A 23,593-nucleotide genomic window follows, 5' to 3' on the forward strand; every position below is an offset into this window, starting at 1 on the left:
TCTATGTCGCCTTCCAATTTGCACCGGTAGTTTGTGTGCGGGTGGTGCACGAGGCGCTGAGTCTGTGCTCCTCATTGGTGGCTCATTGGCTATTCACGTACCTGTGAATGCTGTGCTTGATCAATCAAAGGGAACGTCATGAACGATATCTTTTTACAAAAAGCCAAGGGTAAGCTCTATCTGCTCAAGGATGGCGAACGTCACGCAATTATCGTCAATCATTTGAATGAACTGCAGGTAGCCGGAACGCTTGATACGCCCGAGTGCTTCGACATCGGAATGCTCGCTCACCCATCGCTCGAGGGGGGTATGGCGTTTGAGTTTCGAACGTCAGCAGGCAAGCAGGTTACTGGACGTGGGGGGCGTGTCCTTCATGCATCGGACACAGAACTGGGTACGCCCGGTCCTGCCCTGCAAATTATCCACCTGGCCGGGAACATTGACGGCGAGCCCAATGTGAATCAGGTTCAATTGCAAACCCTCGATGCCCGCCATGTCTCGGCCCATGATCGCGTGCTAGTCGGCTACAAAAAAGTCCCAGTTGGCTGGACCTGGTTTAGCTTCAAACCCAATGAGACGAAAAACATACCCGTTTGGAAAAGCCAGCCAAGCGACAGGTTGCGCTTCCATACTACGGACGTGGCACCCGCCGCGACTTTCATACTGGAGTTCGTCGCCCAAGCAGAAGGTTGAGCCAGCCCCCGACAGCGGTCGTCGGGAAAGCCTGTGACGAGCGACACCCGCCTTGACTGGCTTCTTACCGACGAAACGATCCGCTATGCTCGTGCTTTCTTCCCGTGCCGGCTGCACCAGGAGCAAGGGCGCCATGATCCCCAGCAAATTGCCGAACGTCGGCACGACCATCTTTACCACCATGTCAGAGCTCGCCGCCCAGACCGGTGCGCTGAACCTTTCCCAGGGCTTCCCGGATTTCAACGGGCCCCAGGCCCTGCTCGAGTCGGTGGGCCGACATGTCATGGCGGGTCACAATCAATACGCGCCAATGTCGGGCCTTGCAGCCTTACGCCAGCAGGTGGCCTTGAAGGTCAAGCGCCTCTATGGTGCGACGGTAGACCCCGACCATGAAGTGACGATTACGCCCGGCGCCACGGAGGCGATCTTCTGCGCTATCCAGGCTGTCGTGCGGCCAGGGGACGAGGTCATCATCTTCGACCCCTGCTACGACAGCTACGCGCCCTCGGTGACACTGGCCGGCGGCCGTTGCGTGCATCTGCAGCTGGACCCCAGCGACTTTGCCATCGATTGGCAGCAGTTCGCGGACGCACTTACGCCACGTACACGACTGGTCGTGCTCAACTCGCCCCATAACCCAAGCGGTGCCTTGCTGTCCCGGAAGGATCTGGACCAGCTGGCGCAGCTGATCGCCAATCGAGATATCTACGTACTGAGCGATGAAGTCTACGAGCACCTGGTCTATGACGACGTGCAGCATGCTTGCGTACTGGCTCACGAGCAGCTCTACAGACGTGCATTCGTGGTCAGTTCCTTTGGCAAGACATACCACGTCACCGGCTGGAAGACGGGCTATGTCATCGCACCGCCGGCCCTCACCACCGAACTGCGCAAGGTGCATCAATACGTCAACTTTTGTGGCGTGACTCCTTTGCAGTACGCCCTGGCTGACTTCATGGCCGAGCATCCCGAACATGTCGATGCGTTACCGGCTTTCTATCAAGCCAAGCGCGACCTGTGCTGCGGCTTGTTGCAAGATTCGCGATTCAGCTTCACCCCCACGGCCGGCACTTATTTTCAGCTGGTTGATTATTCCCATGTCCGTCCGGACCTCGATGACGTGCAGATGGCGACGTGGTTGACCCGCGAGCATGGTGTGGCCACCATCCCGATCTCGGTGTTCTATCAGCAAGCTGTTCCCGGTCAACGGCTGCTGCGCCTGTGCTTTGCCAAACGAGAGGAGACGCTGCGTCAGGCAGCGGAGAAACTATGCGCGATCTGAGTACGCTGCCAGACCTCAGGCTGGCTCTGGTGCAGACCACCCTGGCCTGGCACGACCGGGAAGCCAACTTCGCCCATTTCGACGTGCTGCTTGAGCAGGTGGGCGAGGTGGACCTGGTGATCTTGCCGGAAATGTTCACCACCGGGTTTTCCATGCAGTCCGAAAGCCTCGCCGAGCCGGAGAATGGCCCCACGTACAAGTGGCTCAAGGCTCAAGCGCAGAAGTGCAACGCCGTGGTCACGGGCAGCGTGATCATTCAGGCAGCCGATGGCAGCCACCGGAACCGCCTGCTCTGGGCACGGCCTGATGGCGAGATCCTGCACTACGACAAGCGTCACCTGTTCCGCATGGCCGGTGAGCACGAGCACTACACGCCGGGCGAGCGGCAGGTGCAGTTCGAGCTCAAGGGCTGGCGCATTCGCCCGCTCATCTGCTACGACCTGCGCTTCCCGGTCTGGAGCCGAGATGCCACCGACACCGACCTGCTGTTGTACACAGCCAACTGGCCGGCGGCACGGCGCCTGCACTGGAACCGCCTGTTGCCGGCCCGAGGGATCGAAAACCTGTGCTATGTGGCGGCTGTGAACCGGGTGGGCATTGACGGCAAGAGCTTCGCGTACAGCGGTGACAGCCAGGTGCTGGATTTTCAGGGCGAGAGCTTGCTCAGTGCTGGAGAGGCCGATGGCGTGTTCACCGTGGTATTGAGTGCCTCGGAACTGGCTGCCTACAGAGCCAAGTTCCCGGCCAACCTGGATGCCGATACCTTCGAGTTGCACTGATCGCAGCGCCGGCATCCTGGAGGATTACTGCCAGGACGCCGGCTTTGCCTGTTGCCGATCAGTACACATCCCGCCGGTATCGCCCCTCCTCGATCAGACGTTGCACGGCAGCATCTCCAAGCAGGCCTGCAAGTGCCGCATCGACGCCAGCGGCCATGCCCTGCAGGCTACCGCAGACGTACACGCAGGCACCTTCATCCATCCAGCGTTCGAACAGCGCGGCCTGTTGCAACAACACATCCTGCACGTAGATTTTTTCGGCTTGGTCGCGAGAGAACGCCAGGTCCAGCCGTGCCAGCTCCCCAGCGGCGAGCAACCCTTGCAGCTCCTCGCCACACAGAAAATCATGGGCGCGGTTGCGTTCGCCGTACAGCAGCCAGTTACGCCGCTCGCCCGCAGCGACGCGGGCCCTTAGCAGACTGCGCAGGCCCGCCAGGCCAGTACCGTTGCCGATCAGGATCATCGGTACATTGCTCTGGGGCATATGGAAGCCACTGTTGCGCTTTAGCCTCAGGCTCAGTGTGCCGTCGAGCGGCAGGTATTCGGTCAGCCAACCAGAGCCTACGCCCAAGTCGCCACTTGGGTGTCGCTCCTGGCGCACGATCAGCTCCAGCACCCCGTCACTGGCAATCGAGGCGATGGAATAGTCGCGGCTGCCGAGCGGCACCAGTGCGTCCACCACCGCCTGGGCATGCAGCCCGACCAGATGCCCACCGACGGCAGGTAACTGACGGCCTGCGAGTGCCTGAGCAAGCCTGACTACCACCCCCTCGACCTGCACGTGCGTGTCGGCGTCCAGCCCCAGGTCTCTGACGAAGGCATCGACCCTCGGCCGACCGTTGAGCGGCATAATCTCCACCAGGTCGCCGGCTTCCCACACGGCAGGCTCCTGCGCCTGCAGGCCGAGCAGATACACCGGCTGGCCCTGGCTGCCAGGGTTGAGCAGTTCACGGCGGATCAGCGACCAGTTGCCGAAACGGGGGGCTTGCCAAGCGGATACCGGCGCGGTGCCGGTCAGCAGTGCCAGCGCCTGATGCCATTGCTGAAGGGCTGCCTGATCAGCGTTGTCGACCTCCACGGGGCTAAATGCACAGTGAGCACCACGCTCGGTCAACCACGCCTGAAGCCGCCGGGCGAACCCGCAGAACTGTGGGTATTGACGATCACCCAGCGCCAGCAGTGCATAGCTGAGTGTATGCAAGGGCAAAGGCTGACCCAGCACGTTGCGCTCAAAGCCTCGCGCGTTGTCAGGGGCTTCTGCATCCCCGAAGGTACTGACGACGAACAACGCACGGCGTGCCGCACGCAGATCTTCTTCACACAACGTACCCAACGCCTTGACCTGCACCGGCAAGCCCGCCGCCTGCAGTTGCCCGGCGCTTTGCCAGGCCAGCTGCTCGGCCATACCACTCTGGCTGGCGTAGCCGATCAGCCAGCTCTCGCTAGTGACCTCATCGCGGGTCACGTGGCGGCGGGCAGCCCTAACCTGACGTTTCTTGCGCCGTCGATCCAGGTAGAGCAGCCAGCCTGTGACGAAGAAGACCGGCATGGCCAGGCTGGCCAGGGTCAGAACGATGCGCCCCACCAGGCCAAAATATTCCCCGACATGCAGTGCGTACACGCTCTGGAGCAGTTGGGCCTTGAATGACTTGTCACTGTAGCGTTCGTGACGGCTGACCTTGCCATTGGCAGGGTCCAGGACCAAGGTGTCGAAGGCCCTGGGATGCTCGGCATCATCAAGCAGGTAGAACAGATTGGCCGGTTGGCCGCCAACTGGGGGCAGGCGCAGGTTGTAGCTGGCAAGGCCTGGACCTGCGGCGTTGCGCAGGCTGGCCCAGATGGCGTCGTAGTCGACGTTCAGCGCCGGTGCCTTTGGGTCGATGGGCGCAGCGCCGGAGCCCCGGCCTTTTTTCAGTTGCGGCTGCGGCTGCCCGGCGACCGGCGGATCGACCATTAGCCGGTTCAGGCCTGCCCGGTACCATTCGTAGGACCAGAACAGACCCGTCAGGGCGAACAACAGGTAGAAGAGCAGGCACCAGGTGCCTGCTACGGCGTGCAGGTCCCAGTTGAACGCGCGCCCTTTTTTGGCCCAATCCAGCGTCAGCCAGGTTCGCCAGTTTGTGGCATGGCGCGGCCACCGCAGGTACAGGCCCGACAGGCAGAAGAACACCAGCAGCAGCGTCGAGGCACCGGTGATCTGCCTGCCCGTGTCGCCCATGGCCAGAAAGCGGTGAAGCGTAAGCATGAGGGTGAAGAAGCCTTGCCCCGACACTTCGCCCAGCAGCTGGCCCGTATACGGGTCTGCGTAGCGCAACGGACCGCGCCGCTCGCCCGCTGCAGGGGTGAAAAAGATCCTGGCAGCTTCGCCCTCACGAACATCGACCCACAGCATGGCGACCTTGTCGTGTTGCTGGGCCTCGACGCGCCGCACCAGTTCAGCGGGCGGCAGCACACCCTCAGGATGGACCTTCACGCTGAGTACATCGGCATTGAACGCGCTCAGCAGTTCGTCCTGAAACGAATAGAGCGCCCCAGTGATACCCATTACTGCAAGTACCAGCCCGGCCGTGATGCCGAATAACCAATGCAGCTGGAACAGCGTCTTCTTCAACACCTTCGATCACCCTGTGTCGCCGCCGCACCCTGCGTCGCGCTGGCGGATGTTAATGGAAGCTCCAGCACGCGGCAATTGAGATCCGTTCACATTCACAAGGTGAGTAGCTGCGGGTGTAACGCCGGTGATCGAGGTGCGGTCGGCTTTATTGCGCAGGCATGAAAACGGGGCCTTTGGGCCCCGTCATAAATTACAGATAGTAGGCTTTGAGCGGCGGGAACCCATTGAACTCCACCGCGCTGTAGCTGGTGGTGTAGGCACCGGTCGACAGCCAGTACAGGCGATCGCCGATTGCCAGGTTCAGCGGCAGACCATACTTGTAGTGCTCGTACATGATGTCGGCGCTGTCACAGGTAGGGCCGGCAATGACCACTTCCTCGGTTTCGCCCTTTTTCTCGGTCCAGATCGGGAACTTGATGGACTCGTCCATGGTTTCGATCAGGCCCGAGAATTTGCCGACGTCGGTGTAGATCCAGCGCTCGACGGCCGTGCGCGACTTGCGTGCCACCAGCACCACTTCGCTGACCAGGATGCCGGCGTTGGCAATCAGCGAGCGGCCCGGCTCCAGGATGATTTCCGGCAAATCGTCGCCGAAGTCTTCCTTGAGGAAGCGAATGATCTCCTCGGCGTAGGTTTCCAGGCTGTTGGTGCGGGTGATGTAGTTGGCCGGGAAGCCGCCGCCCATGTTGATCAGCTTCAGTTCGATGCCGTCTTCTTCCTTGAGCCGCTCGAAGATCACCTTCACCTTGGCGATAGCGGCGTCCCACACGCTGATGTCGCGCTGTTGCGAGCCCACATGGAAGGAGATGCCATAGGGCACCAGGCCCAGGTCACGGGCGAGGATCAACAGGTCCATGGCCATGTCGGTCTGGCAACCGAACTTGCGCGACAGCGGCCAGTCGGCAGTGGTGGAGCCTTCGGTCAGGATACGCACATACACCTTCGAGCCCGGCGCGGCCTTGGCGATGTTGCGCAGGTCGGCCTCGGAGTCGGTGGCGTACAGGCGCACACCCTTCTCGAAGAAGTAACGAATGTCCTTGGATTTCTTGATGGTGTTGCCGTAGCTGATGCGATCGGCGCTGACACCCTGGTTCATCACCTTGTCCAGCTCGTAGATGGAGGCGATGTCGAAGTTCGAGCCCTTGTCCTTGAGCAGGTCGATGATTTCGACGGCTGGGTTGGCCTTGACGGCGTAGTACACCTTGGCGAATTCGAACCCGGCGCGCAGGTCGTCATAAGCCTTGCTGATCATCTGGGTATCGATGAGTACGAACGGCGTTTCCTGCTTGTCGGCAAACGCCTTCATCTTCTGGAAGGTGTCGCGTGCGAAATAGTCTTCGACCTGGATCGACATGCTCAGGGACTCCATGGGCAAACTGAAAATTTAAGTGGCTGCAAACTGAACGCCCTCCGTATCCCCACTTTGGTTCGCCTACTCAGTACTTGAGCCGGATGGATCGTTTCCAGCATGGACGTTCGGCGCGCACTTTAGGGCGTGAACTCGGCAGAATCAACAGGCAATCCCTGACGAATCGGCGATGTTCGAGTTGCCACGCCCGGGATAAACGACCCATGTGAACGGCTGATGTTCCCCAGTGCGCTTCAGACGTAAAGAATTGTGGAATAGCCTTGGGCAGGGTGCGTAAACCCAAGCCCCTCTGCTTGGGCACGAGGCGCATTTGGAGATGATCGAGCGGTGCGGCAGGTAGGCTCGGGTGTTCATATTTATGGCCACCCGAGCCTGGTACTGGCGTTCAGAAAACGGTCCATGAATTTTTTGTTCCGTCCGCCCTCGTCACGCCTTTTTTGCGATGTAAGGCTTTTAGGACGTCACCATCTCGGCGGGCGAGACGATGGTGGATTTCGCCCCGCGCGAGCGGCCCGAGCTCAGGTAGGCCGCAATCGACTCCTGGGTGACCTCGCCCAGGAACACCTGCTCGGCGTCCAGTACCGGCAGCCAGGCGCGGTTGAACTCGTACATGCGCGACAACAGGATACGCAGGTTTTCATCGTGTGCCGCCGTGGCGTTGAATGGCCGCAGGAAGTCGGCGCACGTGCCTTGCTGGCGGTGCATGTCGCGTCGACGCACATAGCCGAGCGCCTTGTTCGCGGCGTCGGTCACCACCACGTAGCGGCGATCATGTTCGTCCAGCAGTTCCAGCGCATCAGCCACTGGGGTCTGCGGGCTCACCGCCGGGGCATTGTCAGCCGCATCTTCGGCACGGACCAGCAGTAGCCGCTTGAGGGTGCTGTCCTGGCCGACGAAGTTGCTCACGAAGTCATCGGCCGGGTGCGCCAGCAAGGTGTCTGGGTGATCCAGCTGCAACAGCTTGCCCGCCCGGAAGATGGCAATCTTGTCGCCCAGCTTGATAGCCTCGTCGATGTCATGGCTGACCATGATCACGGTCTTGTTCAAGGCCCGCTGCATCTCGAAGAACTCGTTCTGGATCATCTCCCGGTTGATGGGGTCCACGGCGCCGAACGGTTCGTCCATCAACAGCACCGGGGCATCGGCTGCCAGGGCGCGGATCACCCCGATCCGCTGCTGCTGGCCACCGGAGAGTTCGCGGGGGTAGCGCTGCAGGTACTGCTTGGGCTCGAGCTTGATCATGTGCATCAGCTCGCGAGCGCGCTCGGTGCAGCGCTGCTTGTCCCACCCGAGCAGGCGCGGCACGACGGTAATGTTCTCCTCGATGGTCATGTTCGGAAACAGGCCGATCTGCTGGATCACATAGCCGATGTGACGACGCAGGCTGACTTCGTCCAGGCCGCTGGTGTCTTCGCCATTGATGAACACCTGCCCCGAGGTGGGGGTAATCAGGCGGTTGATCATCTTCAGGGTGGTGCTCTTGCCGCACCCTGACGGGCCCAGGAACACGCAGATTTCGCCTTCGTTGACCGTGAGGCTGACCGCGTCCACGGCCTTGACGTCCTTGCCGTTGACGTTGAAGGTCTTGCTGAGGTTCTTCAGTTCGATCATGAGCGCATTCCTTCTGGAGTCAGGGCACGTTGCAGGGTTTGCAGGAGCAGGTCGGCGATGATCGCCAGCAGGCTGACCAGTACTGCGCCGACCAGCAGCATCGACATGTCGCTGCGGCTGATGGAGGTGAGGATGAGTACGCCCAGGCCACCGGCTCCGATGGTGGCGGCGATGGTCATCACGCCGATGTTCATCACCACGGCAGTACGCACGCCGGCGAGGATCACCGGTACTGCGATGGGCAACTCGACCATGCGCAGGCGTTGACCGAAGGTCATGCCGATGCCCCGGGCAGCCTCGCGAATACCGGGCTCGACGTTGGTCAGCGCCAGGTAGGTGTTACGCAAGATTGGTAGCAGGGAATAGAGGAACACCGCCGTGATGGCAGGCAGCGGGCCCAGGCCCTGGCCGAAGGTGGAGTAGAACGGCAATAGCAGCCCGAACAGGGCGATCGACGGGATGGTCAGCAGCACCGTGGCGCTGGCCTGCACGGGCCCGGCCAGGAAGGGGAAGCGGGTCATGACGATGCCCAGCGGCACGCCGATCAGGATGGCCAGGCCCACGGCCACGCCCACCAACATGATGTGCTGCCAGGTCAGCTGCAACACCAGGACCCAGTCCAGGTGCGCGAAGGTATCGAACAATGTCATGGCGTCACCTCCTTCAGGGGATGTTCTCGCAGGAAGGCGGCCGCGACCGAGGAGGGGCTTTGGTGCTGCACATCGACCTTGGCGTTGAGTTGGCGCATGGTCTCGTCGTCCAATTGTTCGGCAAGGGGGGCGAGCAGGCTGGCCAACTGCGGGTGAGCGTCGAGCACGGCCTTGCGCACCACCGGGCCTGCCGTGTAATCCGGGAAGTAGTGCTTGTCGTCTTCAAGCAGCTTGAGCTTGAACGCGTTGAGTCGGCCATCGGTGGTGTACACCAGGCCTGCGAACACCTGGGCATTGCGCAGCGCGGTGTAGACCAGGCCTGCGTCCATCTGACGGATGTTGGCGCGCCCCAGGTGCATGCCATATCGCGCCTGCAGGCCATCCAGGCCGTCGGGCCGGTTGGCGAACTCGGTGTCCAGCGCAACCACATGCTTGCGCGCCTGCTCGTCCATCAACACCTGGTTCAACTGGCTGATGGTGTTGACCTGTGGGTAGGCCTTGGCCACTTCGCTGGGCAATGCCAATGCATAGGTGTTGCTGAACTTGGAAGGCTTGAGCCAGACCAGTCCCTTTTCGGCATCCAGAGCCTTGACCCGGGCATAGGTGGCCGCCGCGCTGGGCATGCGTTCTTCCACATGGTTGTAGGACACCAGCGAGACCCCGGTGTATTCCCACATCAGGTCAAGCTGCCCGGTTTCCTGCGCCTGACGGGCCAGGCTGCTGCCCAGGCCGCCAGTGACGCGCACCTCGAAGCCATTGGCGCGCAGGTATTGAGCAGTGATTTCGGCCAGCACGGTCTGTTCGGTGAACACCCGGGCGCCGATACGGATCAACGGTTTGTCTGCCGCCTGGGCAAAACCCGCCGACAGCAGGACCGCGCCCAGGAGCAAGGCGATTGCGTTCTTCATGGTTTTCCTCGGGTTATTGGGCCAGGCCACGTTCCAGCCAGCGCTTGCTGGCGAACGTCACCAGTGCGTCCAGCAGCAATGCCAGCAGTGCCGTGCAAGCGGCGCCCAGCAAAAGCTGGGGCTGGTTGTTCAGGGCAATGCCGGGGAAAATCAGGCTGCCCAGGCTGTTGGCACCGATCAGGAAGGCGAGCGGGGCGGTGCCCACGTTCAGCGCCAGTGCTACACGCACGCCACCGACGATGATGGGCACGGCATTGGGCAGCTCCACCTGCCACAACTGCTGGCGCGGCGTCATGCCGATACCGGTAGCGGCTTCCTTGAGCGAGGCGGGAACGTTTTTAAGCCCTTCGTAGGTGTTGCGCACAATGGGCAGGAGGGAGGCGAGAAACAGGGCGAAAATGGCAGGGCCTGCGCCGATACCTAGTACGCTCAGGGCGATGGCCAGTACAGCCAGGGGGGGGATGGTGTTGCCAATGTTGAAGAACTGCATGAACCGCTCGGCTTTGTCGACCCTATGCGGTCGACTCAAGGCAATGCCGGCGGGAATGCCCACGGCCAATGCCGCCGCCATCGAAGCCAGCACCAGAACCAGGTGCGCTTGCAGGTAGAACGTCAGATCATCGCGGTAGCGCGCGATTGTGTCGAGGCCGATCCAATGGACCAGCAGGGCCAGGATGACGAGCACGGCGGCCCATCCCAACAGCCCTTTTCCGTAGCGTGTCGCCACAGGTGGACTCCTTCTTGTCGTCGGCGAGCACACTTCTTCTTGGCCAGCCCCGAGAGGCAGCGGTGGTGTGTTCGCGATTAGCAGCCCGATGCGAGCCATAGGCGCCGATCAGGCCATGAGCCAAACCCCGTCGGGTTCGAAAACGCTGGTGAAACCGTTCCCCAACCGAAGCGGTTTACAGGGGAGTGGACGTCTCCTCGGGGGCAAAGGTTCCCATCTCAGGGGGCGTTTGGCCAGCACTAATCACTGGCTAGCAGCGATCTAGCAAGTGAAAAGAATCGATAAATGCAGCTGGAGACGTTGAAAGCACTGGTCTTGCACGTATTCGCGTTCTGCCTGTGCAGCGCCAGTTCCCATCCCCGCACGGCAGGCGTTTGCGCACCTCAGGTAGGCGCTGGCTTGCCAGCGAGGGACGGCGCGGTACCCAACCGTCCGCCACTGGCCGATTTTCGCCGAGTCGAATTTCAGGTATGATGCTGCCCCTTTTTGATCCCCCAGTCAGGCGATTTCCCATGACCAACCAGGCCGCCGAAGTCGCGAAGCGCCGCACTTTCGCAATCATTTCCCACCCCGACGCCGGTAAGACCACCATCACCGAGAAGCTGTTGCTGATGGGCAAGGCCATCTCCGTCGCCGGCACCGTGAAGTCGCGCAAGTCCGACCGCCACGCCACCTCCGACTGGATGGAAATGGAAAAGCAGCGCGGCATCTCCATCACCACCTCGGTGATGCAGTTCCCGTACCGCGAGCACATGATCAACCTGCTCGACACCCCCGGCCACGAAGACTTCTCCGAAGACACCTATCGCACCTTGACGGCCGTGGACTCGGCGCTGATGGTGCTCGACGGCGGTAAAGGTGTAGAGCCGCGTACCATCGCCCTGATGGACGTGTGTCGCCTGCGCGATACGCCCATCGTCAGCTTCATCAACAAACTCGACCGTGACATCCGCGACCCGATCGAACTGCTCGACGAAATCGAGGCCGTTCTGAAGATCAAGGCTGCGCCGATTACCTGGCCTATCGGCTGCTACCGTGACTTCAAGGGTGTGTACCACCTGACCGGTGACTACATCATCGTCTACACGCCGGGCCATGGCCACGAGCGTACCGAAGCCAAGATCATTCGCAAGCTGGACTCGGACGAAGCCCGCGCTCACCTGGGCGACCAGTACGACGCGTTCGTCGAGCAGCTGGAGCTGGTGCAGGGCGCCTGCCACGCGTTCGACCAGGACGAATTCATCAACGGTCAACTGACCCCTGTGTTCTTCGGTACCGCACTGGGTAACTTCGGTGTCGACCACGTGCTCGATGCCGTCGTCGACTGGGCGCCGCGTCCGCTGGGCCGTGTTGCCCACGAGCGTACCGTCGAGCCCGTGGAAGAGAAATTCACCGGTTTCGTGTTCAAGATCCAGGCGAACATGGACCCGAAACACCGCGACCGTATCGCCTTCATGCGTATCTGCTCGGGCAAGTACGAAAAGGGCATGAAAATGCGCCACGTGCGGCTGAACAAGGACCTGCGCATCGGTGATGCGCTGACCTTCTTCTCTTCCGAGCGTGAGCAACTGGAAGAGGCCTTTGCCGGCGACATCATCGGCCTGCACAACCACGGCACCATCCAGATTGGTGACACCTTCACCGAAGGCGAGGCACTGGGCTTCACCGGTATCCCGCACTTCGCCCCGGAACTGTTCCGCCGCGTGCGCCTGAAAGACCCGCTGAAGTCCAAGCAGTTGCGTCAGGGCCTGCAGCAGCTGGCCGAAGAAGGTGCTACCCAGGTGTTCTTCCCCGAGCGCAGCAACGACATCATCCTCGGTGCGGTCGGTGTGCTGCAGTTCGACGTGGTGGCCAGCCGCCTGAAGGAAGAGTACAAGGTCGAGTGCGCCTATGAGCCCATCACCGTATGGTCGGCGCGCTGGATCGCCTGCGATGACAAGAAGAAGTTGGAGGAATTCCAGAACAAGGCCATGGAGAACCTGGCCATCGATGGTGGCGGGCACCTGACTTACCTGGCACCTACCCGGGTCAACCTGTCGCTGATGGAAGAGCGCTGGCCTGACGTCAAGTTCCGCGCCACGCGCGAGCACCACTGAGCGTAAAGGGCCCGGCCACTTCGGTGGCCAGGCCGTTGGGCGAACAGGGCGGCTCGACGCCCGTCTCGCTCATCTCAACCGTTCGACGCCGTTCCCGCAAGGGCAGGCATCAGTTGCCCGCCTTCACACTGGTCCAGATACGTGTCCTGATACGGTCAATCTTGGCTGGCATCGCTTCAAGCGCGTACAACTTGCCCATCACCGCTTCGCTCGGATAGATCATGGTGTTGGCCTTGAGCGCCGGGTCAACCAGTGCATCGGCTTGCAGGTTGGCGTTGGCGTATTGCACGTGGTTGCTGATGGCGGCCATCACCTGCGGCTCCAGCAGGTAGTTCATGTAGGCATACCCGGCCTTTTCGTCCGGCGCATCGGCGGGCATGGCCACCATGTCGAACCACATCGGCGCCCCCTCCTTGGGTATCGAGTATCCGACCTTGACCCCGTTGTGGGCCTCCTCGGCGCGATTTTTTGCCTGGAGCACATCCCCCGAGAACCCGACCACGACGCAGACGTCGCCATTGGCCAGGTCCGCCGTGTACTTGGATGAATGGAAATAGCTGATGTACGGTCGCACCTGCATCAGCAGCGCCTTGGCCTTGTCGTAGTCGGCCGGGTTCTGGCTGTGGTGGGGCAGACCCAGGTAGTGCAGGGCGATGGGCAGCAACTCGGGGCCATTGTCCAGTACCGCCACGCCACACCCTTTGAGCTTGCTCATGTACTGCGGCTTGAAGATCAGGTCCCAGGAATCGACCGGCGCGTCGTCGCCCAATACGGCTTTGACCTTGTCGATGTTGTAGCCGATGCCCGTGCTGCCCCAGAGGTACGGGAACCCGTACTGGTTGCCCGGATCATTGCCCTCCAGTGCCTTGAGTAGCACCGGGTTGAGGTTCTTCCAATTGGGCAACTGCGACTTGTCCAGCCGCTTGAGGGCTTTGCCCTGGATTTGCCGGGCCATGAAATGGTTGGAGGGAAACACCACGTCGTAGCCGGAATTGCCGGTCATCAACTTGCCATCGAGGGTCTCGTTGCTGTCGTAGACGTCGTAGGTGGGCACGATGCCGGTGGCTTGCTGGAACTGCTTCAAAGTGTCGGGCGCTATATAACTGGACCAGTTGTAGATCTTGACGGTTTCTGCCGCGCTGGCCACGCTGGCGGCCAGCATCAAGGGGGCGATGATTAGCGTGCGCATGTCGGGTTACCTTGCTTTGTGTGTTGTTATCGAAGGCAGGCGATCAGCGGATCAGAAGATGAGTACGTAGGTCTTGCGCACGGTTTCCTGGATATCCCAGGTGCCGGTGCTGTTGGCCGGTAGCATCAATGCGTCTCCGGCTTCTATGACCAAGGGTTCGCCATCGTCAGGGGTGAAGGTGCAGCGGCCCTTGATGAAATGGCAGAACTCCTGTTGCGTGATTTGCCGTCGCCAGCGTCCTGGGGTGCATTCCCAGATGCCCGTTTCCACGCCATCGCTGCGTTGCACGCACGTGATCGATGTCACCGCCACGGGCTGGCCGAGGGGTACGGCAACAGGGCTGCTGGACTGCAAAACGGCGCTGTCTGCCCGTTTGAACTGAGTGATGCTCATGACAGGTCGATCCTGTTTGGGTGAAGAATCAGTGCATGAAGCCTTCCATGAAATCTGCCAGTTTGGTGGCCAGTTGCCGTCTCCATGGCGGTGTCGCGGGGTTGGCCAGGGTGCGATCCTCGTGGACGAAGCTCTGGATGATGGCGTTGTACCCCAGCCAGCGGCTGGGCTCCGCAGGCCAGCTGGCCAAGCTCGATAGCGGCCTGTTGTCGTGTACCCAGGGCTGTCCGGTAAGCGCGTTCTGCTGATTCAGGATAAGTGCGGCCAGGGTGCGACCGCCCAGGTTGGTCGCGCCTACGCCTTCGCCGCCATAGCCACCGGCCAACGCGATACCCCGCTGTCGGTCGCACAGCATGTGCGGCCGGAAGCGCCGCGCCATCCCTAGGTTGCCGCCCCACGAATGGGTGATGCGCACATGGCGCAGTTGTGGAAACAGCTCGCTGAACAGGTAGCGACGCAGCTCGATCTCATGGGCCTGGAGGTTGAAGTCCTCGCGTAACCTGCCACCGAAGCGGTAGCCACCTCGGGCACCGAACACCAGGCGATCGTCGGCGGTGCGCTGACCATAGGTCACTTGCCGGCTGCCCTCGCTGAAGGCTTGCCCCTGGTCGAGGCCGATCTGCGCCCACGTGGCTTGCGGCAAGGGTTCGGTGGCCACCATCAGGCTCTGAACCGGCAACTGGTGTTTGCCCAACGGCGGCAAGCTGGCGGCATAGCCTTCCACCGCCGGGACGATCCAGTTGCACCGCAGGCGTGCCAACGGGGTGGTCACTTCGCCAGGCTGCCAGTCCAGCGCCGGTGTGTTCTCGTAAATTGGCACCCCCATGGCCTCGACCGCGCTGGCCAGGCCACGGACGAGCTTGGCCGGCTGTATCGTGGCCGTGTGCGGACTGTAGATGGCGCCATAGGCGTTGCTCACGCGCAACTGGCCCTGCAGCTGTGCTGGGCGCAGCCAGCGGTAATCGTCCTCGGTCATGCCCAGGTTGTACAAGTGGTCCAGGTAGGCACGCAGGCTTCGCTCCTGCTCGGGATACCGCGCCGCGCAGTACAACACGCCGCCCTTGCGGTAGTCGCAATCGAGCTGTTCGCGGTGCAAGACGCGCTGTACTTCGTCCGGAATGTCATGCAGCAGGTCGATGCTGGCGCGGCGCTGCAGCGGTGACAGGCTGGCCAGCAGGCGATCTTCACCCAGCAAATTGCCCATCAGCCATCCGCCGTTGCGCCCCGAGGCACCGAACCCGGCGATGTTGGCCTCGATCACCACGATGTTGAGGTGCGGCGCCTGGCGCTTGAGGTAGTAAGCGGTCCACAGGCCTGTGTAGCCAGCGCCGATGATGCAGACGTCTGCCTCGACGTTTTCACGCAGGGCAGGGCGCGCGCGCAGCGGCTCTTGCAGCTGGTCCATCCACAAGCTGAGGGTACGCAGGGGCTGCATGGGCCGGGCTCCACAAGCGGTCAGGTGATGGAGCGATGCTAGTGGGCAACGGCAGCGGTTGTCTTACGTGCGTGCACGCGAGGAAATCTGTTTGAGGTAGGCCTTGGGCGTCAGCCCGGTATGCTCGCGAAAGCACTTGTAGAACGCGGACAGCGAGTTGAAACCGGCGTTGAACGCCACGTCATCGATGGACGCCTGGCCGCTGTCAGTTGCCAGGATCGTCATCAGGTGCTGCAGGCGCGCCTGGTTGACGTAGCGATAAAAGCTCTGGCCCAGCACCTGGTTCAACAGGTAGGAGATCTGATTGCGGCTGTAACCGCTGGCCTGAGCGACCTGTTGCAGGCTCAGCTCAGGATCCAGGTACGGGCGTTGTCGCTGGAAGTAGTGTTCAAGGTCTTGCGCCATGGTCGACAACTGACGCGGGGACAGCCCTAGCCGGCTGGTGGCGGGCCGTGAAGTGCGGCGGGTGCTGCCGGCACTTTGCTGACGCACAAGTGTGGCGTACTCATTGACCTGCCAGATCAGGCCGTCCTTTACCGTGATCGCCTCGCTGGACTGGAACGCCACCAGGCCGTCCCCGCCCTGCACGGTGACCTGGTACTGAATGTACGCCGTACAGCCATCGACGCGGATACGGTCGCTGTGCACGATGTCCTCGCCGGCGGCATGGGGCAGGCAGGCGCTCACGTACGCACGCAGCTCGGCATGGCTCAGCACGCGATTCTGGAAGAAGTCGTGGTATTGAATGTCGGGGTGGTACAGCGCCATCACGCCATCGAGATCGCGATGCTTCCAGCACAGGTGGTAGCGCATCACGGTGTCGGCGGTGATCGGCGTCTGGGACGGGCCATCGGGCAGGGTCATGGCAGGATCATGCCTGTTCCCTGGCGTGGCGACAAGAATTGCAGAACACCTGATGCTGGAGGCCGATTCGCGCATTTTGCACGGTCAATAATTAACCTGTTTTTGTAACTCCTTGATTTAAAAGGGCGGGATTTTTTATGGCAACTGGCACAGCGGCTGCAACGTTTAATGCGCGAATGGACTTCTCGCTAACAACACAGGCGACCACATCATGATCTCATCTGCCGACTATCCCGTTGTCGATACACAAAGCCGCTCAGGTGTTTCCTGGGCAGCCATCTTCGCTGGCGCAGCCGGTGCTGCTGCCATCTCTCTCCTTCTGGTAGTGCTCGGTGCAGGGCTCGGCTTTGCCGCGACCTCGCCGTGGGCAGATGAAGGGGCCAGTGCCAAAGCCCTGGGTATTTCCACCATTGTCTGGTTGCTGCTGACCCAGATCATCGCTTCGGGCATGGGCGGCTACATTGCCGGCCGGCTGCGCGTGAAATGGGCCAACCTGCACGGTGACGAAGTGTATTTCCGCGACACTGCACACGGCTTCCTGTCGTGGGCCGTGGCTACCTTGGTGACGGCCATGCTGGTACTGGGTACCGCCGGCAACATCGTCGGTGCAGGTGCCAGTGCAGCGACTCAAGCGGCCGGCATGACCGCCGCTGCCGGTGGTGCTGCCGCCTCCAATGCCTCGGACGAGTCCCTGGACTACTTCGTCGACGGCCTGTTCCGTGGCGAGGGCCCAGCGCCTGTCAGCGATGATGCGGCCAACGGCGTTGCCGCTCGCATTCTGGCCAAAGGCTTTGCCGGTGACGGTGCCCTGGCACCTGAAGACCGTGCCTACCTGGCGCAGCTGGTTGCCCAGCGCACCCGCCTGTCCCAGCCGGAAGCTGAAGCGCGCGTCGATCAGGTCATGGCTCAAGTTCAACAACTGAAGACCGATGCCAAGCAGGCTGCAGACACCGCTGCCAAAGTGGCTGCCTGGACTGCCCTGTGGACCTTCGTGGCCCTGCTGTGCGGCGCCTTCTTCGCCAGCCTCGCCGCGCTGTACGGTGGTCGTCGTCGCGACCAGGTCCAGTGGCTTGAAGGCGACTACGTCGCTCACCGCACTATTCAACGCTAAGTAAGGAGAACGAACATGCGCTCGATATTGCTATGGATGCTGGGTGTACCGATTCCAATCATCATTCTGATTGCACTGTTCATGCACTGACGAAAAGGGCCGCTTAGCGGCCCTTTTCGTTTATGTCTTACTTGTCGATCTGTCGTTTTGCACCGGTTCTGAAAGCCAGTGAATTGGCAGCGGTCTTGCCGGCCCGCCGGACCGGCCGATCCATACCTTCCTTAGAGAAACTGCTCCGCATAGTGACAAGCCACCTGCCGGGTCTCCACCTGCCTGAATGCCGGTACATCATTGGCGCAGCGATTGGTCGCGTAGGGGCAGCGTTTGTGAAAAGCGCAGCCATCCGGCGGGTTGAGCGGGTTGGGCAGCTCGCCGGCAATGCGGATACGCGGTTTGGACGGATCTGGATGAATAGCGGGTGTGGCAGACAGCAGGGCCTGGGTATACGGATGCAGCGGCTTTTCGTAGATGTCGGCTTTGGGCCCCATCTCCGCCGGTCTGCCCAGGTACATGACCAGTACATCGTCGGCCACGTGCCGTACTACCGCCAGGTTGTGGGAGATGAACACGTAACCGGTACCGTACTGCTGTTGCATGTCCATGAACAAATTCAGCACCTGGGCCTGGATCGACACATCCAGCGCAGACGTCGGTTCGTCGGCCACCAACACCTTGGGCTGCAACATCATGGCCCGTGCCAGCGCGATACGCTGGCGTTGTCCACCCGAGAACATGTGCGGATAGCGCTGGTAATGCTCCGGGCGCAGCCCCACCTGCTCCATCATCTTCTGCACCCTGTCACGCCGCTGCGCCTTGCTCAGCGTGGTGTTGATCAGCAACGGCTCGGCCAGCTGGTCACCGATCTTCTGCCGCGGGTTGAGCGAGGCGTAAGGGCTTTGGAAGACCATTTGTACGTCCCGGCGCAGTTGCTTGCGCTCGACCTTGCTGGCACCGGTTACCTCGGTACCTGCGATCTGCAGCGAGCCTGAGGTGGGCTGCTCGATCAGGGTCAGGGCGCGGGCCAGGGTCGACTTGCCGCAACCAGACTCACCGACCACCGCCAACGTCTTGCCCGCCTCCAGCTCGAACGAAACGCCATTGAGCGCGCGTACCAGCGCATGGCCCTTGAATAACCCGCGGGAGACTTCGTAATGCCGGGTCAGGTCCCGGGCCGATAGAACGACGGCCATCACGCCACCTCCTGGTTCAGTGGGTAGAAACAGCGGGCCAGGCTCTGGGCTTTGGGGTCCAGGGCCGGGCGCTGGTGTCGACAGTTGTCCTGCACATACGGGCAACGTGGCGACAGCAGGCAACCCGTGGGGCGGTCATAGCGGCCCGGAACGATGCCGGGCAGGGTGGCCAATCGCTCGGCACCCAGGCTGTGCTCGGGAATCGCCGCCAGCAGGGCTTCGGTATAGGGGTGGGCAGGGATGTCGAACAGCTCTGGCACCTGGCCCACCTCCACAGCCTGGCCTGCATACATCACGCACACCCGGCGCGCGGTCTCGGCCACGACCGCCAGGTCATGGGTGATCAGGATCAGGGCCATGTTGCGCTCCTGCTGCAGGTTGACCAGTAGCTCCATGATCTGCGCCTGGATGGTCACGTCCAGCGCCGTGGTCGGCTCGTCGGCGATCAGCAGCTTGGGCTCGCCGGCAATGGCCATGGCGATGGCCACCCGTTGGCTCATGCCGCCGGACAGTTGATGCGGATAGGCGTCCAGGCGACTCTCGGCGGCCGGGATCTCGACCTTCTGCAGCAGTTCCAGGGCCCGTTGCCGCGCCGCCTTGCCCTTGAGGCCCAAGTGTTGACGCAGCACTTCTTCGATCTGATAACCCACGGTGTAGCTGGGGTTCAGGGCCGTCATCGGGTCCTGGAAGACCATGGCGATATCCTTGCCCACCACCTTGCGCCGTTGCCGGCCGCTGAGGGTGAGCATGTCGGTACCGTCGAAGGTCATGGCATCGGCGGTGATCCGGCCCGGGGCCTCAACCAGGCCCATCAGGGCCATCATGGTCACCGATTTGCCCGAACCGGACTCGCCGACGATGGCCAGGATTTCGCCGGATTGAACCTGCAAGTCCAGCCCGTCCACCACCGGCACGGCGTCCGCGTCGCCAAAACGCACGTTGAGGTTGTTGATCTGCAACAAAGACATGGGTGTGCTCCTCAGGCGGCGTTCTTGAGTTTGGGGTCGAGCGCATCGCGCAGGCCATCACCCATCAGGTTGATCGCCAGTACGCTGAGCAGGATGGTCAGGCCCGGCAGGCTCACCACCCACCAGGCGCGCTCAATGTAATCCCTGGCCGAGGCCAGCATGGTGCCCCACTCCGGCGTCGGGGGTTGCACGCCAAGGCCCAGGAAACCCAAGGCGGCGGCATCGAGGATGGCCGAGGAAAAGCTCAAGGTGGCCTGCACGATCAGCGGCGCCATGCAGTTGGGCAGCACGGTCACGAACATCAGGCGCCACAGCCCAGCGCCCGCCAGCCGGGCGGCGGTGACGTAGTCGCGGTTAAGCTCGCCCATCACGGCGGCGCGGGTCAGGCGCACGTACGAGGGCAGCGAGACAATGGCAATGGCGATCACGGTGTTGATCAGGCCAGGGCCGAGGATGGCGACGATGGCGACGGCCAGTAGCAGCGAGGGCAGGGCCAGCATCACGTCCATCAGGCGCATGATCGAAGGGCCGACGAAGTGCGGGAAGAAGCCTGCCAGCAACCCGAGGAGAATGCCGGGGATCAGCGATATCACCACCGATGACAAGCCAATCAGCAAGGACAGGCGCGCCCCCTGGATCAAGCGCGAGAGCAGGTCGCGGCCAAGCTCATCAGTGCCCAGGATGAACTGCCAGGTGCCGCCCTCCAGCCACACCGGAGGGGTGAGCAGAAATTCGCGGTACTGTTCGCTGGGGTCGTGGGGTGCGACCCAGGGCGCAAACAGCGCGCAGAACACCACCACGCACATGAACGCCAGGCCCATCACCGCGCCCTTGTTGCGCGCGAAGGCTTGCCAGAATTCCTTGTAGGGCGAGGGGTAGAGCAGGCTCTGGTCCACCGGGCTGACCGGGGACAGGTTTTTTGCAGTCGGGTTGGTCATGACGGGGCCTCAGCGCTGATGACGGATGCGTGGGTTGGCCAGGCCGTAGAGAATGTCCACGACGAAGTTGACCAGGATCACCAGGCAGGCAATCAACAGAATGCCGTTCTGGACCACGGGGTAGTCACGGGCACCGATGGCTTCGATCAGCCATTTGCCGATGCCCGGCCAGGAGAAGATGGTTTCGGTCAACACTGCACCGGCCAGCAAGGTGCCGACCTGCAGGCCGAACACAGTCAAGACGGGAATCAGGGCGTTGCGCAAGCCGTGCATGAACACGACCCGGGCCGGGGAAAGCCCTTTGGCGCGCGCCGTGCGGATGTAGTCCTCGCGCAGCACTTCGAGCATGGAGGAGCGCGTCATGCGTGCGATCACGGCCAGCGGGATGGTACCGAGGACGATGGCCGGCAGAATCAGGTGCATCACCGCATCCTTGAACGAGCCTTCTTCATCGCTGAGCAGGGTGTCGATGAGCATGAAGCCGGTCTTGGGTTCGATGTCATACAGCAGGTCGATGCGCCCGGATACCGGAGTCCAGCCCAGGCTCACCGAGAAGAACATGATCAGGATCAGGCCCCACCAGAAGATCGGCATCGAGTAGCCGGCCAGCGAAATCCCCATCACCCCGTGGTCGAACAGCGAGCCGCGCTTGAGCGCGGCGATCACCCCAGCCAGCAAGCCGACCACGCCGGCGAACAGCAAGGCGGCCATGGCCAGTTCCAGGGTGGCCGGGAACAAGGTGGTGAACTCGCTCCATACGCTCTCGCGCGTGCGCAGCGACTCGCCCAGGTCGCCCTGGGCCAGCTTGCCGATGTAGTCCAGGTACTGGGCTGGCAACGGTTTGTTCAGGCCCAGCCGTTCCATGGCCTGGGCGTGCATTTGCGGGTCGACCCTGCGTTCGCCCATCATCACTTCCACCGGGTCACCGGGGATCAGGCGTATCAGCGCGAAGGTCAGCAAGGTGATGCCGAAAAAGGTCGGGATCAACAGGCCGAGGCGCCGGGCAATAAAACTCAACATGGTCGCAGTTACCTCATCAGGCCGCATGGCAGGTACCTGCCACGGCAGAGCCGCCATTGCCCACAGGGCAACGGCGGTCGTTGTTGTTCTACTTCACTCGGGTGGTAGCGAAGTTGTTGCTGGTCAGGGGGCTGATCACGTAGCCCTCCACGTTGTCACGCATGGCCGTGAACACCTTGGGGTGGGCCATGCTGATCCAGGGCTGGTCCTCATCGTACACCGTCAATGCCTCGCTATAGAGCCTGGCACGCTCGTCGTTGTCGCTCACCTCGCGGGCGCGGGTGATCAGTGCCTGGAATTTCGAGTTGCACCAGCGTGCATAGTTCTCGCCATTGCTGGCCGCCTCGCAGCTAAGCAAGGGGGTGAGGAAGTTGTCCGGGTCGCCGTTGTCGCCGGCCCAGCCACTGGACACCAGGTCCGCCTCGCCTTTCTTGGCACGGCGCAGCATTTCGGCCCATTCCATGACACGGATATCCAGCTTAAGGCCGATCTGCGCCAGGTCGGCCTGAAGCATCTCGGCGGACAGTCGCGGGTTTGGGTTGGTCGGGCCGCCGCCATTGCGGGTGAACAGGGTGATGACCGTGCCCTGGGGCACACCGGCTTGTTTAAGCAGCGCACGCGCCTGGTCCAGATCGCGTGGCGGGTTCTGGTTGGCGGTGTTGTAGCCGATCATCGAAGGGGGATACGGGTTGACGCCGACCAGCGCATTGCCTTTGCCGAACAGCTGGTCGACGTGGGTCTGGCGGTCGAAGGCCATGTTGATCGCCTTGCGCACGCGTACATCACTCAGGTACGGATGCTGGGTGTTCATGGCAATGTAGCCGGTCACCAGCGCTTCGGTCTGCGCGACCTTCAGGCGCGGATCCGCCATGATCGACGGCACATCGTCTGGTTTGGGATACAGCGCAACCTGGCACTCGTTGGCGCGCAACTTCTGCAGGCGCACGTTACTGTCGGTGGCGATGGCGAAAACCAGGGCATCGGCGGGCGGCTTGCCACGGAAGTAGTCCGGGTTGGGCTTGAAGCGGACCTGGGCATCCTTGTTGTAGCGCTGGAAAATGAACGGCCCGGTGCCGATTGGCTTGCTGTTGAGCTCTGCCGTTTTGCCGGCTGCCAACAACTGATCGCCGTACTCGGCGGAATAGATGGACGTGAAGCCCATGGCCATGTCGCGCAGGAAAGGCGCCTCGGGCCGGGTCAGGGTGATCACTACGGTGTAGTCGTCGGTCTTGTCCACCGACTTGAGCAACGATTTGAAGGCCATGCTCTCGAAGTAGGGGTAGCCGATGCTGGTCTTGTCGTGCCAGGGGTGGTTCGGGTCAAGCTGGCGGCGCAAGCTCCAAAGCACATCGTCGGCGTTCAGATCGCGGCTGGGCTTGAAATAGTCGGTGGTGTGGAACTTCACCCCACGGCGAAGGTGGAAGGTATAGGTCAGGCCGTCGGCAGAAATGTCCCAGCGCTCGGCCAGGGCTGGTTGTACATCCGTGGTGCCGGGCTTGAAGTCCACCAGGCGGTCGAAGAGGGTTTCAGCTGCAGCGTCGGACGTCACCGCCGTGGTGTATTGCACCACGTCGAACCCTTCGGGGCTGGCCTCGGTGCACACCACCAGCGGCTTGGCGGCCAGCTGAGACGTACTGCCCAGGATCAGCGTTGCCAGCAACAGCCGCAGTGCCGATGTCTTCTTGGTCACAGCTTGCATGGATCAATTCTCCCTGCGTTGTGCTCCAGCCTGACGCCCGACCCGCTGGCAAGCGGG

The 23,593-nt window shown here is 62.0% G+C and carries 20 protein-coding genes; 5 read left to right on the plus strand and 15 right to left on the minus strand.

The genetic code is table 11. The annotated features are described in order from the left end of the window. Positions 1 to 138 precede the first annotated feature (138 nt). The 3 genes from ACK59L_RS02055 (at position 139) to ACK59L_RS02065 (ending at position 2,754) form a co-directional block, all read left to right on the plus strand. Positions 139 to 693 (plus strand): hypothetical protein, encoded by a 555-nt coding sequence (locus ACK59L_RS02055; protein ID WP_196136139.1) that lies wholly within the window; start codon positions 139 to 141, stop codon positions 691 to 693. Between the two features lie 133 nt (positions 694 to 826). Further along, entirely contained in the window at positions 827 to 1,975 is a 1,149-nt protein-coding gene (locus tag ACK59L_RS02060) for a pyridoxal phosphate-dependent aminotransferase (RefSeq protein WP_409271568.1), read from the plus strand. Then, positions 1,963 to 2,754, plus strand: a complete 792-nt coding sequence (locus ACK59L_RS02065) for an amidohydrolase (protein WP_058604374.1) — start codon at positions 1,963 to 1,965, stop codon at positions 2,752 to 2,754. The genes ACK59L_RS02060 and ACK59L_RS02065 overlap by 13 nt, the downstream gene beginning before the upstream one ends. Before the next feature lie 58 nt (positions 2,755 to 2,812). On the opposite strand, the gene ACK59L_RS02070 is transcribed toward ACK59L_RS02065, so the two are convergent. The 6 genes from ACK59L_RS02070 to ACK59L_RS02095 form a co-directional block, all read right to left on the minus strand. After that, entirely contained in the window at positions 2,813 to 5,368 is a 2,556-nt protein-coding gene (locus tag ACK59L_RS02070) for a PepSY domain-containing protein (RefSeq protein ID WP_409271570.1), read from the minus strand. Positions 5,369 to 5,558: 190 nt separating this feature from the next. Beyond that, positions 5,559 to 6,722: a type III PLP-dependent enzyme gene (locus ACK59L_RS02075; protein WP_058637467.1), complete on the minus strand. Its 1,164-nt coding sequence runs from the start codon at positions 6,720 to 6,722 to the stop codon at positions 5,559 to 5,561. Between the two features lie 468 nt (positions 6,723 to 7,190). Further along, on the minus strand, positions 7,191 to 8,348 hold the full coding sequence (locus tag ACK59L_RS02080; RefSeq protein WP_409271572.1) for a betaine/proline/choline family ABC transporter ATP-binding protein: 1,158 nt from the start codon (positions 8,346 to 8,348) through the stop codon (positions 7,191 to 7,193). Continuing rightward, the gene (locus ACK59L_RS02085) at positions 8,345 to 8,998 is read right to left on the minus strand and encodes an ABC transporter permease (protein WP_409271574.1); all 654 of its coding nucleotides are present in this window, start codon (positions 8,996 to 8,998) and stop codon (positions 8,345 to 8,347) included. The genes ACK59L_RS02080 and ACK59L_RS02085 overlap by 4 nt, the downstream gene beginning before the upstream one ends. Then, the gene (locus tag ACK59L_RS02090; RefSeq protein WP_144964423.1) at positions 8,995 to 9,906 is read right to left on the minus strand and encodes a glycine betaine ABC transporter substrate-binding protein; all 912 of its coding nucleotides are present in this window, start codon (positions 9,904 to 9,906) and stop codon (positions 8,995 to 8,997) included. Before ACK59L_RS02090 ends, ACK59L_RS02085 begins: the two co-directional genes overlap by 4 nt. A gap of 13 nt (positions 9,907 to 9,919) precedes the next feature. After that, positions 9,920 to 10,633, minus strand: a complete 714-nt coding sequence (locus ACK59L_RS02095) for an ABC transporter permease (RefSeq protein ID WP_027913703.1) — start codon at positions 10,631 to 10,633, stop codon at positions 9,920 to 9,922. Positions 10,634 to 11,145: 512 nt separating this feature from the next. On the opposite strand from ACK59L_RS02095, the gene ACK59L_RS02100 reads away from it, so the two are divergent. Continuing rightward, a complete protein-coding gene (locus ACK59L_RS02100; protein WP_409271577.1) occupies positions 11,146 to 12,729 on the plus strand; it encodes a peptide chain release factor 3 in 1,584 nt (527 codons plus the stop codon). Positions 12,730 to 12,838: 109 nt separating this feature from the next. On the opposite strand, the gene ACK59L_RS02105 is transcribed toward ACK59L_RS02100, so the two are convergent. The 4 genes from ACK59L_RS02105 to ACK59L_RS02120 form a co-directional block, all read right to left on the minus strand. Continuing rightward, positions 12,839 to 13,918, minus strand: coding sequence for a polyamine ABC transporter substrate-binding protein (locus ACK59L_RS02105; RefSeq protein ID WP_027913706.1), 1,080 nt, complete (start codon positions 13,916 to 13,918; stop codon positions 12,839 to 12,841). A 51-nt stretch (positions 13,919 to 13,969) separates the two neighbouring features. Beyond that, entirely contained in the window at positions 13,970 to 14,311 is a 342-nt protein-coding gene (locus ACK59L_RS02110) for a cupin domain-containing protein (RefSeq protein WP_058604382.1), read from the minus strand. A gap of 28 nt (positions 14,312 to 14,339) precedes the next feature. Next, positions 14,340 to 15,746, minus strand: a complete 1,407-nt coding sequence (locus tag ACK59L_RS02115; protein ID WP_058637476.1) for an FAD-binding oxidoreductase — start codon at positions 15,744 to 15,746, stop codon at positions 14,340 to 14,342. A gap of 63 nt (positions 15,747 to 15,809) precedes the next feature. Further along, the gene (locus ACK59L_RS02120; RefSeq protein ID WP_409271580.1) at positions 15,810 to 16,610 is read right to left on the minus strand and encodes a helix-turn-helix domain-containing protein; all 801 of its coding nucleotides are present in this window, start codon (positions 16,608 to 16,610) and stop codon (positions 15,810 to 15,812) included. Between the two features lie 211 nt (positions 16,611 to 16,821). On the opposite strand from ACK59L_RS02120, the gene ACK59L_RS02125 reads away from it, so the two are divergent. Next, the gene (locus ACK59L_RS02125; RefSeq protein WP_027913710.1) at positions 16,822 to 17,721 is read left to right on the plus strand and encodes a hypothetical protein; all 900 of its coding nucleotides are present in this window, start codon (positions 16,822 to 16,824) and stop codon (positions 17,719 to 17,721) included. A 221-nt stretch (positions 17,722 to 17,942) separates the two neighbouring features. Here the strand turns inward: ACK59L_RS02125 and ACK59L_RS02130 are convergent, their stop codons facing one another. The 5 genes from ACK59L_RS02130 to ACK59L_RS02150 form a co-directional block, all read right to left on the minus strand. Continuing rightward, positions 17,943 to 18,911 (minus strand): peptide ABC transporter ATP-binding protein, encoded by a 969-nt coding sequence (locus ACK59L_RS02130; RefSeq protein WP_409271582.1) that lies wholly within the window; start codon positions 18,909 to 18,911, stop codon positions 17,943 to 17,945. Then, a complete protein-coding gene (locus ACK59L_RS02135; RefSeq protein ID WP_196136147.1) occupies positions 18,911 to 19,879 on the minus strand; it encodes an ABC transporter ATP-binding protein in 969 nt (322 codons plus the stop codon). Before ACK59L_RS02135 ends, ACK59L_RS02130 begins: the two co-directional genes overlap by 1 nt. Positions 19,880 to 19,890: 11 nt before the next feature. Beyond that, positions 19,891 to 20,817, minus strand: a complete 927-nt coding sequence (locus tag ACK59L_RS02140) for an ABC transporter permease subunit (protein ID WP_409271585.1) — start codon at positions 20,815 to 20,817, stop codon at positions 19,891 to 19,893. Between the two features lie 9 nt (positions 20,818 to 20,826). Further along, positions 20,827 to 21,837, minus strand: coding sequence for an ABC transporter permease subunit (locus tag ACK59L_RS02145; RefSeq protein WP_058604498.1), 1,011 nt, complete (start codon positions 21,835 to 21,837; stop codon positions 20,827 to 20,829). An 88-nt stretch (positions 21,838 to 21,925) separates the two neighbouring features. Further along, a complete protein-coding gene (locus tag ACK59L_RS02150) occupies positions 21,926 to 23,536 on the minus strand; it encodes an ABC transporter substrate-binding protein (protein ID WP_196136149.1) in 1,611 nt (536 codons plus the stop codon). Between the last annotated feature and the right edge of the window lie 57 nt (positions 23,537 to 23,593).

The sequence above is a fragment of the Pseudomonas sp. KCJK9111 genome, assembly GCF_046231935.1.
GTDB classification, from domain to species: Bacteria; Pseudomonadota; Gammaproteobacteria; order Pseudomonadales; family Pseudomonadaceae; genus Aquipseudomonas; species Aquipseudomonas parafulva_B.

Excerpts from the sequence above, each read along its gene's own strand:
- ACK59L_RS02115 (WP_058637476.1), bottom strand. The coding sequence starts at position 15,746 with ATGCAGCCCCTGCGTACCCTCAGCTTGTGGATGGACCAGCTGCAAGAG.
- ACK59L_RS02065 (WP_058604374.1), top strand. The coding sequence starts at position 1,963 with ATGCGCGATCTGAGTACGCTGCCAGACCTCAGGCTGGCTCTGGTGCAG.
- ACK59L_RS02145 (WP_058604498.1), bottom strand. The coding sequence starts at position 21,837 with ATGTTGAGTTTTATTGCCCGGCGCCTCGGCCTGTTGATCCCGACCTTT.
- ACK59L_RS02060 (WP_409271568.1), top strand. The coding sequence starts at position 827 with ATGATCCCCAGCAAATTGCCGAACGTCGGCACGACCATCTTTACCACC.
- ACK59L_RS02125 (WP_027913710.1), top strand. The coding sequence starts at position 16,822 with ATGATCTCATCTGCCGACTATCCCGTTGTCGATACACAAAGCCGCTCA.
- ACK59L_RS02090 (WP_144964423.1), bottom strand. The coding sequence starts at position 9,906 with ATGAAGAACGCAATCGCCTTGCTCCTGGGCGCGGTCCTGCTGTCGGCG.
- ACK59L_RS02100 (WP_409271577.1), top strand. The coding sequence starts at position 11,146 with ATGACCAACCAGGCCGCCGAAGTCGCGAAGCGCCGCACTTTCGCAATC.
- ACK59L_RS02120 (WP_409271580.1), bottom strand. The coding sequence starts at position 16,610 with ATGACCCTGCCCGATGGCCCGTCCCAGACGCCGATCACCGCCGACACC.
- ACK59L_RS02135 (WP_196136147.1), bottom strand. The coding sequence starts at position 19,879 with ATGTCTTTGTTGCAGATCAACAACCTCAACGTGCGTTTTGGCGACGCG.
- ACK59L_RS02110 (WP_058604382.1), bottom strand. The coding sequence starts at position 14,311 with ATGAGCATCACTCAGTTCAAACGGGCAGACAGCGCCGTTTTGCAGTCC.
- ACK59L_RS02075 (WP_058637467.1), bottom strand. The coding sequence starts at position 6,722 with ATGTCGATCCAGGTCGAAGACTATTTCGCACGCGACACCTTCCAGAAG.
- ACK59L_RS02085 (WP_409271574.1), bottom strand. The coding sequence starts at position 8,998 with ATGACATTGTTCGATACCTTCGCGCACCTGGACTGGGTCCTGGTGTTG.
- ACK59L_RS02105 (WP_027913706.1), bottom strand. The coding sequence starts at position 13,918 with ATGCGCACGCTAATCATCGCCCCCTTGATGCTGGCCGCCAGCGTGGCC.
- ACK59L_RS02080 (WP_409271572.1), bottom strand. The coding sequence starts at position 8,348 with ATGATCGAACTGAAGAACCTCAGCAAGACCTTCAACGTCAACGGCAAG.
- ACK59L_RS02140 (WP_409271585.1), bottom strand. The coding sequence starts at position 20,817 with ATGACCAACCCGACTGCAAAAAACCTGTCCCCGGTCAGCCCGGTGGAC.
- ACK59L_RS02055 (WP_196136139.1), top strand. The coding sequence starts at position 139 with ATGAACGATATCTTTTTACAAAAAGCCAAGGGTAAGCTCTATCTGCTC.
- ACK59L_RS02130 (WP_409271582.1), bottom strand. The coding sequence starts at position 18,911 with ATGGCCGTCGTTCTATCGGCCCGGGACCTGACCCGGCATTACGAAGTC.
- ACK59L_RS02150 (WP_196136149.1), bottom strand. The coding sequence starts at position 23,536 with ATGCAAGCTGTGACCAAGAAGACATCGGCACTGCGGCTGTTGCTGGCA.